This window comes from Paenibacillus turicensis, from assembly GCF_050461185.1.
GTDB lineage: Bacteria > Bacillota > Bacilli > Paenibacillales > Paenibacillaceae > Fontibacillus > Fontibacillus turicensis_A.
Genome location: NZ_JBCMOR010000005.1, coordinates 1,361,717 through 1,378,474, shown reverse-complemented (window position 1 = coordinate 1,378,474; position 16,758 = coordinate 1,361,717). Strand labels below are relative to the sequence as shown.

Sequence of the window (16,758 nt, the reverse complement as noted above, 5' to 3'; positions counted from 1 at the left end):
TATTTTGTTATCACTCTACGGGGACAAGTTATGTAAAAATACTGTAACCTGTAACAAATTTGAGTTATAATGTTCGATATATGTTCACAAATATTTTTATTCCTATTCACAAATAGGGAGTGTCTGAAGGAGGTGTTGTCTATGACAGATCATGAAAACCGGATTTTGGTGGTTGATGATGAAGAACGTATTCGCCGCCTTCTTAAAATGTATCTAGAAAAAGAAGGATATGAAATTGATGAGGCGGAAGATGGTGAAATTGCGCTTAAGAAAGCGACAAATAATGATTATGGTTTGATTTTACTTGATGTGATGTTGCCTGGAATAGACGGCATTGAGGTATGTAGTCGCTTACGACAAATTAAATCAACCCCTGTCCTAATGCTAACTGCAAAAGGCGAGGAAATGAATCGGGTTCAAGGATTTGAGGTTGGTGCTGACGATTATGTTGTTAAGCCATTTAGCCCGCGCGAAGTCATTTATCGAGTCAAAGCCATTATGCGTCGTGCATCTGCTACTGCTTATTTGACAAAAGAAAGTGGTACAAGCAACAATATTGTTTTCCCTCATTTAATTATTGAGCATGATGCTCATCGTGTGACGACCAATGGACACGAAATTAGTTTAACCCCAAAAGAATATGAGCTTCTTCATTATTTGGCGATTTCCCCTGATAAGGTTTTTTCGCGTGAAGAGTTGCTTAAAGATGTCTGGAATTATGAATTTTTTGGCGATTTGCGTACAGTAGATACCCATGTGAAGCGGTTAAGAGAAAAGCTCAATAAGGTGTCCCCGGAAGCGGCTGCGATGATAACCACAGTGTGGGGGGTTGGCTACAAACTGGAGGTAGCAAAATAGGTGAACTTTTGGAGAACACTCGTTGGCAAGCTATGGATTACCATTATTGGTTTAGTCGCTTGTGTGATGCTAAGTTTAGGTTTGTTTTTATTGCCCTACATAGATACTAATTTTACAAATCCAGAAGCAATAAAAAAGCTATTTGTGATTGTGGCGATTATTGGCTTTTCCCTCACCACTTTTTTTGCGTTGTTCTTATTTACAAAGATTACACAACCAATGCAGCAGTTGATTGCTGCCACTGACTCAGTACGCAAAGGGAACTATGATACAAGGCTGTCGTTACGAACAAGCGATGAGATTGGTGAGCTTGCGAATACGTTTAACCACATGGCAGAAGAGCTTGAAAATACGATCCAGAGCTTAAACCATGAAAAAGAACATTTAGCTAGCATCCTTAAAAGCATGACTGATGCGGTCATTACATTAGATCGGACAGGGCACATCATTTTAACCAATCCACCAGGTGATGATGTTTTGGCGATGTGGGGGCAGCTTACAGACTCTCCAATTCCACAGCCATTACAGGATATGTTTGAGAAATTGCTACAGCAAGGTAATGATCAAAGTGAGCATGTATATGTGAAGCAAGGAACTTGGTCTGTGCACATGGCCCCTTTATTTTCAAATAATGAGCTACGTGGTGCTGTTGCTGTGCTTAGGGACGTGACAGAAGAGGTTAATCTTGAGAAAATGCGTCGCGATTTTGTAGCCAATGTGTCCCACGAAATTAGAACGCCATTATCTATGATGCAAGGCTATAGTGAGGCTTTAATCGATGGTATGGCAACTTCACCAGAAGAGAGCCAAGAGCTGATTCAGGTTATCCATGACGAATCGCTTCGAATGGGGCGACTTGTCCATGATTTGCTTGATTTAGCTAGAATGGAAGCTGGGCATACGGAAATGGTCATGGCGCAGGTGGATTTGCATGAGCTACTTGAACGTGTTTATCGAAAGTTTTTAGTACGCGCAAAAGAGGCGGGACTTGATCTTCATTTAGCGCTTGCCTCAGATGATCTTATTTTGTCTAAAGCAAATGAAGATCGATTAGAGCAAGTTTTCACGAACCTACTTGATAATGCTTATCGTCATTCCGGTGATCATACCATCGTGACGATCGGAGCAGAGCATATAGTACGGAATCAACAACCGATGATCCATGCCTTTATTGCTGATCAGGGTATGGGAATTCCACCTAAAGATGTACCTTATATTTTTGAACGTTTTTATAAAGCAGACAAGGCTAGAGTGCGAGGCGTAGCTGGTGGAACTGGACTTGGCTTGTCGATCGTTAAAAATATTGTTGATGCACATGAAGGTGAAATTACAGTTGAAAGTGAGTTAAATGAAGGAACGGTGTTTCATCTGTTTTTCCCTGTCGAATCAAAAGGATAGATGGAATAACCTAAAAGGCAGGTTTTGCTGAATGAAAGGGATTATTCTTGTTCATCGTGGAACAATTTGCAAGCTTTGTTAAGGCGGGTAAATCAATGCTTGACAGCGATATTGTGTGGAGCTACGAGACAGAGAGTTGTTTCGCACCGTTGTTAAAACCAGATTTCTTACAATGAGATTAAGGGTGGGAATCTGGTTTTAAAGACGCTACTCCACAATCTCTCTGTCACTTCGCCTTGATGGGCTGGCTGTCAAAGCACTGATTTGTAGATAGAGCGCTTAAATAAGCTCTATAATTGAAAAACCCCTTCTGTTAGTAGGAAAGGAAAGTCTGTTTTAAACTTTCCTTACTAACAAGAAGGGGTTTCGTTTTTAAAAAGAAAATTACTATTCTGAAGGCTCAATCTTAAAATCGGTTTTTGACAAAAAGCTAACGAAGCGAAGGAGCAGGGAGATGGTGGAGAAGCGAGAGCGCGACAATCTTTCTGCAAGAAAGATACTTCGAGAGCATAAACACTTTAAGGACACAATTCCATCCATTCAACACATGTTATAAAGAAAATGGGGCCTTAACAGCGGTTGAAGCCACTCCCTGCTACGTAGTCTCTTACTTTATAGATTGTCAAGAACCGATTTCTGTGTTGAGCCATTCTGAAGGCTACTTTTACTTCATCATTTTAATTAGTGGTTGTCAAACAACTTACTTTAGCGAAGGGACAGAGAGATTCTGGAGATCGTCTTTGAAACCAGATTACAACTATTAAGTTTAATTATAATGAAAGGAATCTGGCTTCAACAACGGTCGAAAGAACTCTCTGTACCGTAGCCACCCACCTTGAGGCATTGTCAACCACCAATCTTCGCTTCTATTTGAACTCGATTTGCTTCGCTTTATTAATTTCAGTAACTTTGAGTAAGGCATCAATGACATTTTTATCGAGCTCTTTATCAACGGAAAGAACCATGATCGCTTCTCCGCCAACAATTTTACGACCTACCTGCATCGCCGCGATATTAACTTCATTTTCTCCAAGTAATGTACCTACTTTACCGATTATTCCCGGTTTATCATTGTGGGAAATGAACAATAGGTTGCCATGTGGCGCAACATCAACAGGGAACTTATTAATTTGTACAATACGTGCACCGTACCCATTTAATAAAGTACCAGCAATTCGTTGTTCTGAATCATCTTCACCTTTAAGTGCAACAGTCACTAGGTTCGTAAAGCCCTTAGTTGCAACCGTCTTAGACACAACAACATTAATATCACGTGCTTTTGCTAAATGCATAGAGTTGACGATGTTAACATCCTCCGCAAAGTGACGGGATAATACACCCTTAATAATGTAGCGAGTAAGCGGTTGTGTATCCACCTCTGATAAGTCACCTGCATAGTCCACATGAATTTCTTTTACTGCTTGATGATTAAGTTGGGAAGCAAACGTCCCTAGTTTTTCACCTAATTCAAAATATGGTTGTAATTTATTCATTACGCTTGGTGCAACCGGTGGCATATTAACAGCATTTCTAAACGGTTCATTCCGCAAAATGTGTAATACTTGCTCAGATACATCAATCGCAACATTTTCTTGTGCTTCGACTGTAGACGCACCCAAATGTGGTGTAACAATAATTTTAGGATGGTTTAAGAACGGATGATCCGCTTCTGGTGGTTCTTTTTCAAATACATCAAAGGCTGCGCCTGCAACGATGCCATCATCAATTGCTTTTACTAATGCCGCTTCGTCAACTACGCCTCCACGTGCACAGTTTATAATCCGCATTCCTTTTTTCATTACATTAAATTGCGCTGTAGAAATCATATGCTTCGTTTCTGGTGTTAATGGAGTATGAACTGTAATAAAATCGGCTTCTCGGACAACTTGATCCACAGTTGCAAGTGTGATGCCTAGCTTTTCTGCACGTTCCTCTGTCAGGAATGGATCGTAGCCCAAAATGTCCATGCCAAAAGCTTTTGCACGTTTTGCAACCTCACTTCCGATACGCCCCATGCCAAGTACACCAAGCTTTTTATTGCGAAGCTCAACACCAAGGAATTTACGATCCCATGTGCCTGTAATCGTTTTGGCATAAGCTTGAGGGATATGTCTAGCAAGTGCCATCATCATAGCAAAGGCATGTTCACAGGTTGTAATGGTGTTTCCATCAGGCGCATTAATGACAATAATGCCTCGGCTTGTTGCTGCGTCCAAATTGATGTTATCAACACCAACGCCTGCACGTCCAATTACTTTCAATTTGGTAGCTGCATTCATCACTGTTTCAGTTACCTTAGTTTGGCTACGTACAAGCAAAGCATCGTAATCGCCAATAATTTGAACTAATTCATCTTCGCTCAGGCCTGTTTTTTTATCCACCGTTACATCTTGTGCATTAATCAACTGCTCAATACCTAAGTCACTAATTGGATCCGATACTAATACCTTTAACATGTTAATCCTCCTAAAAATTTGATGAGCTAAGCATAATGACAAATGCTAGAGCTTTTATATAGCATTGCCGCTTAAGTTAGAATAAAATAATCAATATCTATCTTAGGGCATTCGCTTCTACTGTAAACGCTTTTTTGCATTAATGTTTTGCTAATGCAGTGGAGCAAAGGATAAGGGTGTATAAAGTCCCGTTTCTCTACAAAATTCCTTGGAACAAAAATAAAAAAACTCTCAATCCGCATACTAATTCCTTAGTAAGGGACGAGAGATATTCGTGGTACCACCCTAATTCGCTGTATTTTCGCAAATGCAGCCTTGTGATGTCTTAAGACAACAAATGATAACGGACTTTATCCGATTACGCCTACTACAAATTTCAACGTAATAACTCAGGAGCGCTAAAGTGTAACTTTCAACTACCGGTTCACAGCACCACCGGCTCTCTGGGAGTCTCATCGTTAACTTTGTTCCTTCTTCGTGTTTGCGATAGTTTAATTTTCAATAATGTACCACGACCTATGAAGCCTGTCAATAGGTGTTGTTTACACTATATTACTCCTTAACCTAGTCCTCAACAAAAAACGGTAACGTTGGAAGAAACTCTCCAACATAATAAGCGTTTCTCCATTTAACGAATTCCTTCTTCTGTACGGCCTCAGTTTCTGTGAGGATTTTCACAATCGAATTGATCGTTTCAAGCTTTAAGGTTGCTGCTTTGCCGCTGTTAATCATTTGATCTATTTTGGCTGTCATATCTTGTGGCAGATATGAAACGAAAAGAGTATTCTTTAACATAATATCTGTCACTGCTTTGTTTTTAATGGACAAGGAGAAACCTTTCCATTGCTTAATCGTAGTATTGTTATTAAATGTGTAATCTGTTGCGACGTTATGATTACTTTTTGCAGTCCACTTTAAAATTGATGTATAATATTTTTTCTGAGCCTGTAATCCATAAGTTATACCTTTAGAAGTAAAGTTGTTTTCATACAAAATATTTCTTAATTGGTCTACATTTTTGTTCTCATTTAGAATGTTCCCAATTCCTTGATCAAAAAGTTTAAGACTTTTAAGAATGTCATTATGGGATTCCTTTAGTAATGGTGATTCCGCAGCGATTGAGTTGGCTGCAATTTGCTCATATTGCTTTTCAGCTTCAGAACGAATTTTCTTTAACGCTTCTTTAGATTTAGCCGATGAGTCACTTTGCTTCACGATGTCAGACATTTTGTCAAAGTGATCTTTAAATTGCTGATAAGGCTGAAACACGACATAATAATATGTAACTAAATCCTGCTGCTCATAGGAAGAAGAGGATTCTAACTCTGGTGGTGAGGTTTTAAGATAGCTATATTTAGCTTCAGTCTGGCTCACACCCATTCTTAATCCTAAATAAAACGTACCAAATGCAATAATAAGTGTAGTTAAAAAACCAATTACAAACAAAACTTCGACCTTAATTTTACGTTTATGTATCATAGTGATATAGACGCTCCTAACCAATAATTTGGGTCCCACTTAAGTATGCTTGGTCAAAAATACATTCAAAAGAATAGGACTAGATTACGTAATGAAAAAACTAAAAATAAAGAAACCCGTTGTGTTAACTGATCGTCTTTTGCTAATTAATTTATACCTAACTCAAGGACTTACTTTATTTATCGGTCTCATCCTCATATTTTTTCAGAAAAGAAGTCCTTTTTCTGTGATGGAATTTCCTAAAAGTGACGAATTTTTGTACTACGGCATCGGACTAGCATTAATTATGTTTTTAGTTGACTTAATTATTTCACGATTTATCGGTGAGGAAAGTTTAGATGACGGGGGAATTAACGTATTATTGTTTCGTAAAAGGCCTGTATGGCACATTGTTGTTATATCGATAGTTGTAGCGATATGTGAGGAGCTTTTATTTCGTGGAGCGATTCAATATGCGATAGGTCCTTATTGGACAAGTATTTTATTTGCCCTCATTCATGTACGTTATTTAAACCATTTTATTCCAACCGGTTGGGTGTTTCTCAGTAGCTATGGTTTGGGTTTTATTTATATTGCGACAGGTACGTTATGGGCACCTATTTTATGTCACTTTCTCATTGACTGTATCTCTGGTTTAGTGATTAAGTTTCGGAGGGAATTATGAGCGAACAAAATTTAAGTAGAATAAAAAAGTTCGGTAGGAGGAGAAAACTGTCAACGGTGCAGGAAAATCCACCTTCAGAATTAGTCTCAACACAACCAGAGGAAAGTTCCGGAATATCTAGCCTTTATTTAGATGAGGATGAATCAACTGTAACGGATATGCCATCTCGTAGGGAGTTATATCCTTCTCAGCGCTTGAAAATAACAAGGTGGTTTTTTAATTTCCTTTTGTTTATTTTTGTAGTTATTTTATTTATGTTACTTTGGTGGGGGATCAGTGAATCCCCTTGGGGCAAGGTTCATGTTGGTAGTTGATTTTGAAGTGATTGGGCAATACTATGGTGTACGCAAAATTACTACTTTAAGCAAAAGGAGTGTTTTAGACATCATGGACAATCATCAACTAAACAATAAAGCAGAGTTGGAACAAAAAATTATTTCAACGTTAGATCAACACCATATTGCATCCTTTGCAACGGTTGAGGAAGGAAAACCCAAGCAACGTTACATGGCAATGCAGCATGATGGCTTAGATATTCATCTAGCTACAGATCGCCGCAGTGCAAAAGTGGATGAACTGAAGCAAAATCCAAATGTTAGCCTGTTATTAGGTGCTGAAGCAGGGGATAAGCATGAAATTGTTGAGATTGAAGGAAAATGTAGCATTACAAGTAATGAACAGCTCCGACATACGATGTGGAAGGAAGAGTACAAGCAATGGTTCGAAGGACCAGACGACCCTAACTACGTAGTGCTTGATATTACGCCAAATACGATTATTTATTATGATCATTCAACTGAAGAACAAGTGTGGCATGCATGAGTTTGCATTAAGATGAGAACAATAAGCTTGGCTTTAAAATATTTAAAGGAGGCTGTTCGCATATGAAATCATCTTCATTTTTATGTGGAGTGTTTTTGGGTGCAGTTAGTGCAATGCTTATAAACAGAAATAAAGCACTCATGTCCGCTGGTAAAGAGGCAGGGATGATGTGGAACTGGTCTAGCCTAAAATCTGGTGACAGTTGCAAAACACATGATAAGGAGCATCACCATTCCACTTGTCATACTGAAGACAAACATGATAAGGTGCATCCTAGTTCAAGCGGACTCCATGATGAGACGCATATGAAGCAATCCAATTTAAAGCAAATCACCAACTTTATAAAAAGCAATCCTGAGGTACGTAAAGAAGTGGAAGGTATCCTAAAGGAAACAGGTACGATTATCCCAGGTTTGTAAAAAAAGTGACCACTTTTGAATCATTTTCCACAAGGATTTTAGTCCTGCGGAAAATGATTCTTTTTTTGTCTATTTTATTGCGTGCATTTCATGAAAAATAATGATAACATACTTACAAAGAACCATTTCCAGCACATATTACAGAGGGAATCATAATCTGTTATTACAAGCTTGGAGAGGAGGGTCCTGTTTTATGAAAATTGAAAGATTAGGTCAGGATAAGATACGGATTTTCCTCACATTTGATGATCTTAGCGAACGCGGCATCCAGAAAGAGGATATGTGGCAGGAGATTCCTAAAGTTCACGACTTGTTCACTGAAATGATGGATCAAGCTTATAGTGAAGTTGGCTTTGATGCTACAGGACCTTTGGCTGTTGAAGTTTTTGCATTGCCAGCTCAAGGGATGGTGGTCATTGTGACAAGAGGAAAATACGATCACCATAGTGATGAAAGATCATCCTATGAGGATGAAATACCGGATGAGGTTTACGAAATGGAAGTCACATTAGAGCAAACCGATACAATTCTGTATTCATTTGACGATTTCGAGATTCTAATTGAGGCTGCACATGTGTTGCGGCATATGATTCCGGACGTAGGTATACTTTATAAGTATAATCGAAGCTGGATTTTGCAATTGGAACCTGAAGAGATAGAAGAAGGCAAACAACCTGCTGTAATAGCCGTGTTAGCTGAATATGGGGAAGCTACCTCTGTCACCCCGGCAGTCTTAGAGGAATACGGACAGGTGGTTATGGCTGAGAAAGCAATCGAAGTGATTTGCAGCCATTTTAAGAGAGTGAACTAAAGCGTGAGAATGCATAGGCGAGCAAGGCGGGAGGGGGAAAATCGTTGCTATTATTCTCAATATTAATTGCAGCGGTAGCCCCTGGCTTTGCCTTGCTGACTTTCTTTTATTTAAAGGACAAGTATGACTCTGAACCATTACATTTAGTACTTAAAATGTTTTTTCTTGGTTTTTTGATTGTTATACCTGTCATGATTATTCAACGAGGACTCGTGATTTGGCTTGGAGAAGGATCTTTTGTTTCGGCTTTTCTGATCTCTGCCGGGATTGAGGAAACGCTAAAGTGGATTGTGCTATTTTATTTTATATATCATCATGCTGAATTTGATGAACCCTACGATGGAATTCTGTATGCAGTTGCTATCTCACTTGGCTTTGCTACTGTAGAAAACGTATTGTATGCGATGAGTAACCAAGTGTTTTTCGGAACCGTGCTGCTTAGAGGTTTATTGCCTGTTTCTGGACATGCCCTTTTTGGGGTCATGATGGGTTACTATTTAGGGCTAGCTAAGTTCACGAAACAATGGAAAAGCTGGAGAATATTGTTGTATTCACTTTTAATTCCATGGTTTTGGCATGGTGTATATGATTGGATTTTAGATAACATTATAGACTACTGGATATGGTATATTGTTCCGTTGATGTTATATTTTTGGTATGGAGGTTTAGGCAAAGTTTATCGTGCCAATAAACGTTCTCCATTTAGAATGATGAAAACAAGGGAAATGGATTAACTTCCCAAAGATAAGGACATCCTAATGAGGTAAAAACTCAAAGGGGTGTTTTTTATTGCGTGTTAAAGTCAAAATTACTTGTAAAACGTGTGGAGAAAAATTTATTTTGCGAGGAACCTATATACATGGAGAACTGGTAACAGGCTTTAAACAGTGTATTTGTGACAATGAAATGTATTTTAAAATTGAAAGTTACGAGCCATAATAACCAAAAATATAAAAACATGAATAAAGCTTCTTTTTTCTTGTCAAACTAACGTCAAGTTAGAAATAGAAAGGAGAGCGTATAAATAATGTATAAACGACTAAGTGCTATATTATTTCCTGTAATGACTCTTTTATTAATCGGTTCTGTCGTATGGGGGTATCAGGAAAACCAAGAGAAAAATGCGATTTTAATTAAAGCTGAAAACCAATATCAACGTGCCTTTCATGATTTATCCTTTCATGTAGATCGTCTACATAATGAGCTTGGCAATACGTTGACCTTAAATTCAGCTTCAGTTGGCGCACAACGCAAGGGACTTGTAAATGTGTGGAGAATCACGAGTGAAGCACAAAATGAAATCAGCCAATTACCTGTGACGATGCTTCCATTTAATAAAACGGAAGAGTTTTTATCTCGTATTTCTAAGTTTTCCTATCAAGCTTCTGTTCGAGATTTGACTAAATCGCCACTTACCGAAAAAGAAATGAAGAATTTAAAACAGCTGCATAAAAGTGCAGAGGAAATTGCCAAAGATTTGCAAGGAGTTCAGGATAAAGTTATCGGCAATCGTTTACGGTGGATGGATGTGGAGACTACCCTTGCAACGGCAAAACAAGGCGGAGATACCACAATTATAGATGGCTTCAAATCGGTCGACAAAAAGGTTGGGGAATACCCAGAGCTTGATTGGGGACCCACGATTTCTAATTTATACACTAGACGCTCGGTTAAGAAGCTAGGGGATAAACCAATTACTCAGGAAGAAATTAAGAAGAAAGCGGCTCAATTTGCTGGGGTGAAGGATCAATCCGCCATTAAGGTAACAGAAAACGGACGTGGAACAGAGTGGGCGTCATATCGAGCGAAAATAGATAGTGGCAAAGATGGAGAATACACAACTTTAGATTTTACACGTAATGGTGGACATTTAATTTCGTTTAACTATGAGCGTACCGTTGAGCAACCTAAGCTTTCCTATGGCGAAGCGAAGCAACAAGCAGATGAATTTTTGAAAACTAAAGGTTATGATGATGTTGTTGCAGTTAGCTATGATCAGTTTGGTGAAGTGGGTAATTTTACCTATGCAAGTACAAGAGACGGTGTTGTTGTGTATCCAGAGAAAATATCACTACGTGTTGCGTTAGATAACGGACAAGTAACAGGGATGCAAGCAAGTGACTACGTTTATGAAAAGGATAATGGTGTAGATATTCCAAAAGCGAAGTTAACTGCGGCTCAAGCGAAAAAATATTTAAATCCTGACTTTAAAGTGAATTATGATCGGTTAGCATTGATTAAAAACGATATGTCTGAGGAAGTATTAACGTATGAGTTTGGCGGAGAAATCAATAAAACACAATATCGAATTTATATTAATGCGGACAATGGCAACGAGGAAAGCATTGAACGTGTGAAAAATAAATAGAAAAGTAACAAAAAATGTTTAAAGAGAACTGTACTGCAAGTGGCTAAAATGCTGCGAATGCAAGTACAGTTCTTTTTTTTGTGATCAGCCCGTAATGTATTAAAAGTCGCTAAGTGATTCATGCAAAATGAAGAGGTACATGCTATAATCGTGTAGTAATATTGATCTAATATAAGTAGGGGCGGGTGAGGACTTGTTACCTAAAGTCAATGATTTGTTGTACATTCAGGTTGCGTCAGCAGACGAGAATAACACAGACAAAGAATGCAAATCCAGAATTGCGGATGTACAGGATGAATTTATGCTGATTGAGGTCCCTATTGAAATAGGAAGTGGTCGTGTCAAAAGGTTATATACTGGTGATGAGCTTTCGATTTACTTCTTAACAGAAGGTGGGGTTAAAAATTATTTTAATACGTATGTACTTGGATTTAGTGATGATGTCATCCATCTAATTAGAATACGTAAGCCTGAACCAGAGAATATTACCAAAATTCAAAGAAGGAACTTTTTAAGAGTAACTGCCAAATTAGAAATTGCGGTACAGCTAAAGGATCAAAGTCGTTTTATTGCTTTAACAGAAGATGTAGGTGGCGGGGGATTAGCTTTCCGATATGAAGGGCATCGTCAATTAGTTCAAGGCGATGAAATTTACTGCTGGCTCTTAATTTCCTATAAAAATGGATCGATTGATCATGTTCCTTTTGAGGCTGAAATTGTAAGAACTAAGCAATTGGACAATGGACATCATATGATTTTTTTGAAATTTACAAGTATTTCGGATATGGAGCGGCAAAAGCTGATTCGCTATTGTTTTGAACGTCAGTTTGATTTTAGAAACCGTTAGAAATAATTGTAAATATTTAGATATGCAAACTACGAATGGTTTTGTTATGGAGTGGACATGCTGGTGATAATAATACAAAGCATCATTTTTAGGAGGCTAATCAGCATGGATTCACGACAAGAACAGGAAAATTACATAAGGTTATTTCTCGTATTTTGTCATATCATTGAGCCTTGGCTAAAAAGAATTGCTATTATATTGCTTACATTGCTTATTGTTTTCCAGGGTGCATTATGTGTGCCTGAAATTCGAAGTATTTTATCTTCAGCTGAAAGGTTAGAAGGGGTGCGAATTGTACCTTAAATTAGTCTAAAAAAGGCTGTAATATCACACTTGTCTTTTGCATGAACCTGTGATGTGTGGTATAATTTTCACGTCGCAGGCAATGCCTGCTTTTTTAGTGAGCAAGACTTGAGGAGGAAATAACCTGTTGGCTAATGGGGTTTCACTACAACATAACAAAATTAACATCGCCATAGATGGACCGGCAGGTGCAGGTAAAAGCACGATTGCCCGTATGGTTGCAAACCAGCTTGGTTATGTATATGTAGATACGGGGGCAATGTACCGCGCAGCTACCTTGTATTTTGTTGACAAAGGTATTCCACCAGAGCAATCTGTGGACATGCTAGAAGCACTTAATTCGCTTCAAATTGTGCTTGAGCCAGGCGAAGAACGTCAACAAGTATTTTTGAATAATAGAAATGTAACAGATGAAATTCGTTCTAATGCTGTAAATAACATTGTGTCGCAATACTCACAACTGGAGGCGCTAAGAACAAGATTAGTTGCCTTACAGCAGCAAATGGCTACGCGCAAAGGTGTTGTCATGGATGGCCGAGATATTGGAACAACCGTTTTACCTGATGCAGAAGTGAAAATATATATGACTGCTTCAGTGGAAGAACGGGCAGCACGTAGATATAATGAAATGTCAGATAAAGAATTCATTACACTTGAACAGCTACAGCAAGATATCCAGCAGCGTGATAAGCTAGATCAGCAAAGAGAGATTTCTCCACTGACACAAGCACATGATGCTATATTGTTGGATACAACTTCTATGACAATTGAACAAGTGGTGGATGCAATTATTTCATATTGCAATAGGCAAGGGATGGAGAGCAAAGCATGATCTATAATTTTGCTGTAGCAGTGCTTAGAGTTTTATACAAATTGTTGTTCCGCTTAGAGGCAACAGGAATTGAGCACGTTCCAAAAGAAGGTGGCGTAATACTTGCTTCCAACCATATTAGCAATTTTGATCCACCTACGATTGGGATTTTGCTGGATCGCAAAGTTCATTTTATGGCGAAAAAGGAATTGTTTGAGGTTTGGGGTTTTGGATGGCTTATCACTCAACTAGGTGCATTCCCTGTTAAACGTGGGGGAGTGAGTAAAGAGTCCATAAAAAACTCATTAAATATATTACGCAGTGGTAAAATCATGGGCATCTTTCCTGAGGGTAGTCGTCATGATCAAGGAGATGGGAAAAAGGGAGCCGCAAGCTTCGCTTTGCGAAGTGATGCAGCGATTGTTCCTGTTGCCATTGTTGGTAACTATAAATTGTTCCGTAAGGTGCGAGTTATTTATGGGGAACCACTTGATTTGGCAAAATATAAAGAAAATCCCTCGCCAGATAACGTTGATTTGTTAACTGCCGAGTTGATGAATAAAATTACGGAATTGAAGTTAGTTGGCGAATCATTGTAATATATAAGTTAGAATTACTTGCTTACAGGCATTATTTATTATTTTATTTTGTTTTGAACCTCGCGAAGTGCGGGTTTAAATAAATGGCTTTTTTGAATTGAGGAGGGTATTGACATGTCGGAAGAAAACAATGTGCAAGAAACGAATGAAGTAGTGAATCAAGATCAATTGGAGCAAATCGTATCTTTGAAAAAAGGGGATACCGTCAAAGGCACCATTATCAAAATTGAAGATAACCAAGCTTATGTAAGCATTGGATATAAATATGACGGTATTATACCTATTCGTGAATTATCATCCCTTCATTTAGAAAATGCAGGTGATGTGGTTGAGGTTGGACAAGAGGTAGAAACAAGAATCGTTAGCATTGACGATGAAAAAGAACGTCTTGTTTTATCCAAACGTGCGATCGATAGCGAAAACGCTTGGGACGTATTAGCACAACGCTTTGAAAATGGTGAAGTTTTTGAAGTTGTTGTAGCTGATGTTGTTAAAGGTGGTATCGTTGCGGATGTTGGCGTACGTGGTTTTATTCCTGCATCTATGGTAGAGCGTCATTTTGTTGAGGATTTCACTGATTATAAAGGACGTACACTTCGTGTTAAAGTGAAGGAACTTGATCGTGAAAACAATAAAGTGATTTTATCTCAAAAAGATGTGTTAGACGAAGAGTTTGCTGCAAATAAAGCGCAAGTTATGAGTGGATTAAAAGTAGGACAAGAGCTTGAAGGTACAGTACAACGCTTAACAGATTTTGGTGCATTTGTTGACGTAGGTGGCGTTGACGGTTTAGTACACGTATCAGAAATTTCTTGGTCTCATGTAAATAAACCTGCTGATGTATTATCAGAAGGGCAACAAGTAAACGTGAAGGTGCTTAAAGTTGAGCCGGAAAAAGGTAAAATCAGCTTAAGTATTAAAGCAGCTACACCGGGTCCTTGGGAAACTGCTTCAGAGCAATTCAAAACTGGTGATGTTGTATCTGGTGAAGTTAAACGCATCGCTGATTTTGGTGCTTTTATTGAGATTGCACCTGGCGTTGAAGGTTTAGTGCATATTTCTCAAATTTCTCACAAGCACATTAATACACCACATGAGGTTCTTAAACAAGGCCAAACTGTGCAAGTGAAGGTGCTTGATGTGAATGTTGCAGATAAACGTATCAGCTTAAGCATTAAAGAAACAGAAGAAGCTCCAGAGCAAGAGCTAAGAACTGATAAGCCTGCTCGTGGCGGAAATAGTGTAAGAAAAGAAGATTTGGGAGATAATCCTAATGTATCCCTAAGTGGTCAAGGTCTTAGCATTACACTTGGCGAGCGTTTCGGCGATAAGCTTAGCAAATTGAAATAATCGGGATATCAGCGTGCATAAAATCGGCGGACCCCCAAGGCGGTGGTTCGTCGTTTTTTGTTTCATGTTTAGTCATGCTTGGAAATTACGACGATATTCGTTTTCCATTTCACACTTTTTTTGCTATGATGAGAAGCGTGAAAAATGGGGATTTGGATATCAAATATCAGCTTCACTCGATTTTATTGTGTTGAAGTTGCTTAGTAGTATATAAAATGAAGTGCAGGAGGTATGTCTATGGCACGGCCAGTAGTTGCTATTGTTGGAAGACCTAACGTAGGGAAATCAACGATATTTAATCGTATTATTGGGGATAGACTCGCAATTGTTGAAGATAAACCGGGTATAACAAGAGACCGTATTTACGGTGTTGGAGAATGGAACGGCAAATCGTTTAGCATCATCGATACAGGTGGAATTGAAATGGATGATGAGGAGCCAATTTTAAAATCAATTCGTGTGCAAGCAGAGCTTGCGATTGAAGAGGCGGATGTCATTGTATTTATGACAGATGCCAAGACAGGTGTAACTGGCTCAGATGAAGAAGTAGCTAATATTTTGTACCGATCAGGTAAGCCAATTATTGTTGCTGTAAATAAAGTGGATAATTTAGAACGTGCAGATCATATTTATGAGTTCTATAACCTTGGATTTGGGGAGCCGATTGGGGTATCTGGAAGTCATGGTACAGGGATCGGTGATTTGCTTGATGCGATCACAGATAGCTTACCAGAGCTAGAGGATAACGAATATGACGATGATGTCATTCGTGTTGCATTGATCGGACGTCCCAATGTAGGTAAATCCTCTTTAGTCAATGCTATTCTTGGAGAAGAGCGTGTCATCGTTAGTAGCATTGCTGGTACAACACGTGATGCGATTGATACGCCATTTGAAAAGGATGGACAACGTTATGTCCTCATTGACACGGCTGGAATGCGAAAACGTGGTAAGGTGTATGAAACGACGGAGAAGTATAGCGTGATGCGTGCTATGAAGGCGATTGAACGTGCAGACGTTGTTTTAGTTGTTGTTAATGGTGAAGAAGGTATTATTGAACAAGACAAGCATATTGCAGGTTACGCTTATGAAGCAGGAAAAGCAACGATGTTTGTTGTAAATAAATGGGATGTTGTTGAAAAAGATGATAAAACGATGCAACAGTTTGAGCAAAAAATTAGAGACCACTTTTTGTTCATGACTTATGCACCCATCGTATTTTTATCAGCAAAAACAAAGCAACGCTTGCATAAGCTATTACCAGTTGTAACGCATGTGGCGGATCAGCACTCTAAGCGGGTTCAAACGCATCTGTTAAACGATGTCGTTTCAGATGCGATTGCGATTAATCCACCACCAACAGATAAAGGTCGTCGTTTACGGATTAACTATGTGACACAGGTTGCTGTAAAGCCACCTACTATTGTGGTGTTTGTAAATGATCCATCCATCATGCATTTCTCCTATGAACGTTATTTAGAAAATAAAATTCGTGCTGCGTTTGATTTTGAGGGTACGCCGATTCGGTTGTTTACTCGCCGCAAGTCAGACGAAGGATAGGGGAGAGTTCTGT

The 16,758-nt window shown here is 38.7% G+C and carries 17 protein-coding genes and 1 other annotated feature; of the genes, 15 read left to right on the top strand and 2 right to left on the bottom strand.

Going from position 1 to position 16,758, the window contains the following annotated elements:
• The first annotated feature begins 141 nt into the window (after positions 1-141).
• Together ABE099_RS08615 and ABE099_RS08610 are read left to right on the top strand one after the other, a co-directional pair.
• A complete protein-coding gene (locus ABE099_RS08615) occupies positions 142-858 on the top strand; it encodes a response regulator transcription factor (protein WP_210091094.1) in 717 nt (238 codons plus the stop codon).
• The gene (locus ABE099_RS08610; RefSeq protein WP_430029326.1) at positions 859-2,256 is read left to right on the top strand and encodes an ATP-binding protein; all 1,398 of its coding nucleotides are present in this window, start codon (positions 859-861) and stop codon (positions 2,254-2,256) included.
• 866 nt (positions 2,257-3,122) lie between these two features.
• Here ABE099_RS08610 and serA read toward each other — a convergent pair.
• Positions 3,123-4,712, bottom strand: a complete 1,590-nt coding sequence (gene serA, locus ABE099_RS08605; RefSeq protein ID WP_430029324.1) for a phosphoglycerate dehydrogenase — start codon at positions 4,710-4,712, stop codon at positions 3,123-3,125.
• A gap of 254 nt (positions 4,713-4,966) precedes the next feature.
• Positions 4,967-5,197: a binding site (T-box leader), on the bottom strand.
• A gap of 79 nt (positions 5,198-5,276) precedes the next feature.
• Complete coding sequence (locus tag ABE099_RS08600) at positions 5,277-6,191, bottom strand: hypothetical protein (RefSeq protein WP_430029322.1); 915 nt, start codon at positions 6,189-6,191, stop codon at positions 5,277-5,279.
• Positions 6,192-6,282: 91 nt separating this feature from the next.
• On the opposite strand from ABE099_RS08600, the gene ABE099_RS08595 reads away from it, so the two are divergent.
• From ABE099_RS08595 to der, 13 genes are all read left to right on the top strand, one after another.
• Positions 6,283-6,855: a CPBP family intramembrane glutamic endopeptidase gene (locus ABE099_RS08595; RefSeq protein ID WP_210091090.1), complete on the top strand. Its 573-nt coding sequence runs from the start codon at positions 6,283-6,285 to the stop codon at positions 6,853-6,855.
• Positions 6,856-6,911: 56 nt separating this feature from the next.
• Complete coding sequence (locus tag ABE099_RS08590) at positions 6,912-7,169, top strand: hypothetical protein (RefSeq protein ID WP_430029319.1); 258 nt, start codon at positions 6,912-6,914, stop codon at positions 7,167-7,169.
• On the top strand, positions 7,156-7,677 hold the full coding sequence (locus tag ABE099_RS08585; RefSeq protein WP_430029317.1) for a pyridoxamine 5'-phosphate oxidase family protein: 522 nt from the start codon (positions 7,156-7,158) through the stop codon (positions 7,675-7,677). The genes ABE099_RS08590 and ABE099_RS08585 overlap by 14 nt, the downstream gene beginning before the upstream one ends.
• A gap of 62 nt (positions 7,678-7,739) precedes the next feature.
• A complete protein-coding gene (locus tag ABE099_RS08580; RefSeq protein ID WP_430029314.1) occupies positions 7,740-8,096 on the top strand; it encodes a hypothetical protein in 357 nt (118 codons plus the stop codon).
• Positions 8,097-8,289: 193 nt separating this feature from the next.
• Complete coding sequence (locus ABE099_RS08575) at positions 8,290-8,907, top strand: genetic competence negative regulator (protein ID WP_430029311.1); 618 nt, start codon at positions 8,290-8,292, stop codon at positions 8,905-8,907.
• 44 nt (positions 8,908-8,951) lie between these two features.
• Positions 8,952-9,641 (top strand): glutamic-type intramembrane protease PrsW, encoded by a 690-nt coding sequence (prsW, locus tag ABE099_RS08570; protein ID WP_430029308.1) that lies wholly within the window; start codon positions 8,952-8,954, stop codon positions 9,639-9,641.
• A 293-nt stretch (positions 9,642-9,934) separates the two neighbouring features.
• Positions 9,935-11,275 carry a germination protein YpeB gene (gene ypeB, locus ABE099_RS08565; RefSeq protein WP_430029306.1) on the top strand — a complete coding sequence of 447 codons (1,341 nt, stop codon included), beginning with the start codon at positions 9,935-9,937 and terminating at the stop codon, positions 11,273-11,275.
• A gap of 193 nt (positions 11,276-11,468) precedes the next feature.
• A complete protein-coding gene (locus ABE099_RS08560) occupies positions 11,469-12,122 on the top strand; it encodes a flagellar brake protein (protein ID WP_430029303.1) in 654 nt (217 codons plus the stop codon).
• A 105-nt stretch (positions 12,123-12,227) separates the two neighbouring features.
• Positions 12,228-12,425 (top strand): hypothetical protein, encoded by a 198-nt coding sequence (locus tag ABE099_RS08555; RefSeq protein ID WP_430029301.1) that lies wholly within the window; start codon positions 12,228-12,230, stop codon positions 12,423-12,425.
• Positions 12,426-12,552: 127 nt separating this feature from the next.
• Entirely contained in the window at positions 12,553-13,257 is a 705-nt protein-coding gene (gene cmk / locus ABE099_RS08550; protein ID WP_430029299.1) for a (d)CMP kinase, read from the top strand.
• Positions 13,254-13,835 carry a lysophospholipid acyltransferase family protein gene (locus ABE099_RS08545; protein ID WP_430029297.1) on the top strand — a complete coding sequence of 194 codons (582 nt, stop codon included), beginning with the start codon at positions 13,254-13,256 and terminating at the stop codon, positions 13,833-13,835. Before cmk ends, ABE099_RS08545 begins: the two co-directional genes overlap by 4 nt.
• A gap of 114 nt (positions 13,836-13,949) precedes the next feature.
• Positions 13,950-15,185, top strand: a complete 1,236-nt coding sequence (gene rpsA / locus ABE099_RS08540; RefSeq protein WP_430029294.1) for a 30S ribosomal protein S1 — start codon at positions 13,950-13,952, stop codon at positions 15,183-15,185.
• 237 nt (positions 15,186-15,422) lie between these two features.
• The gene (der, locus tag ABE099_RS08535) at positions 15,423-16,745 is read left to right on the top strand and encodes a ribosome biogenesis GTPase Der (RefSeq protein WP_430029292.1); all 1,323 of its coding nucleotides are present in this window, start codon (positions 15,423-15,425) and stop codon (positions 16,743-16,745) included.
• Positions 16,746-16,758 lie beyond the last annotated feature (13 nt).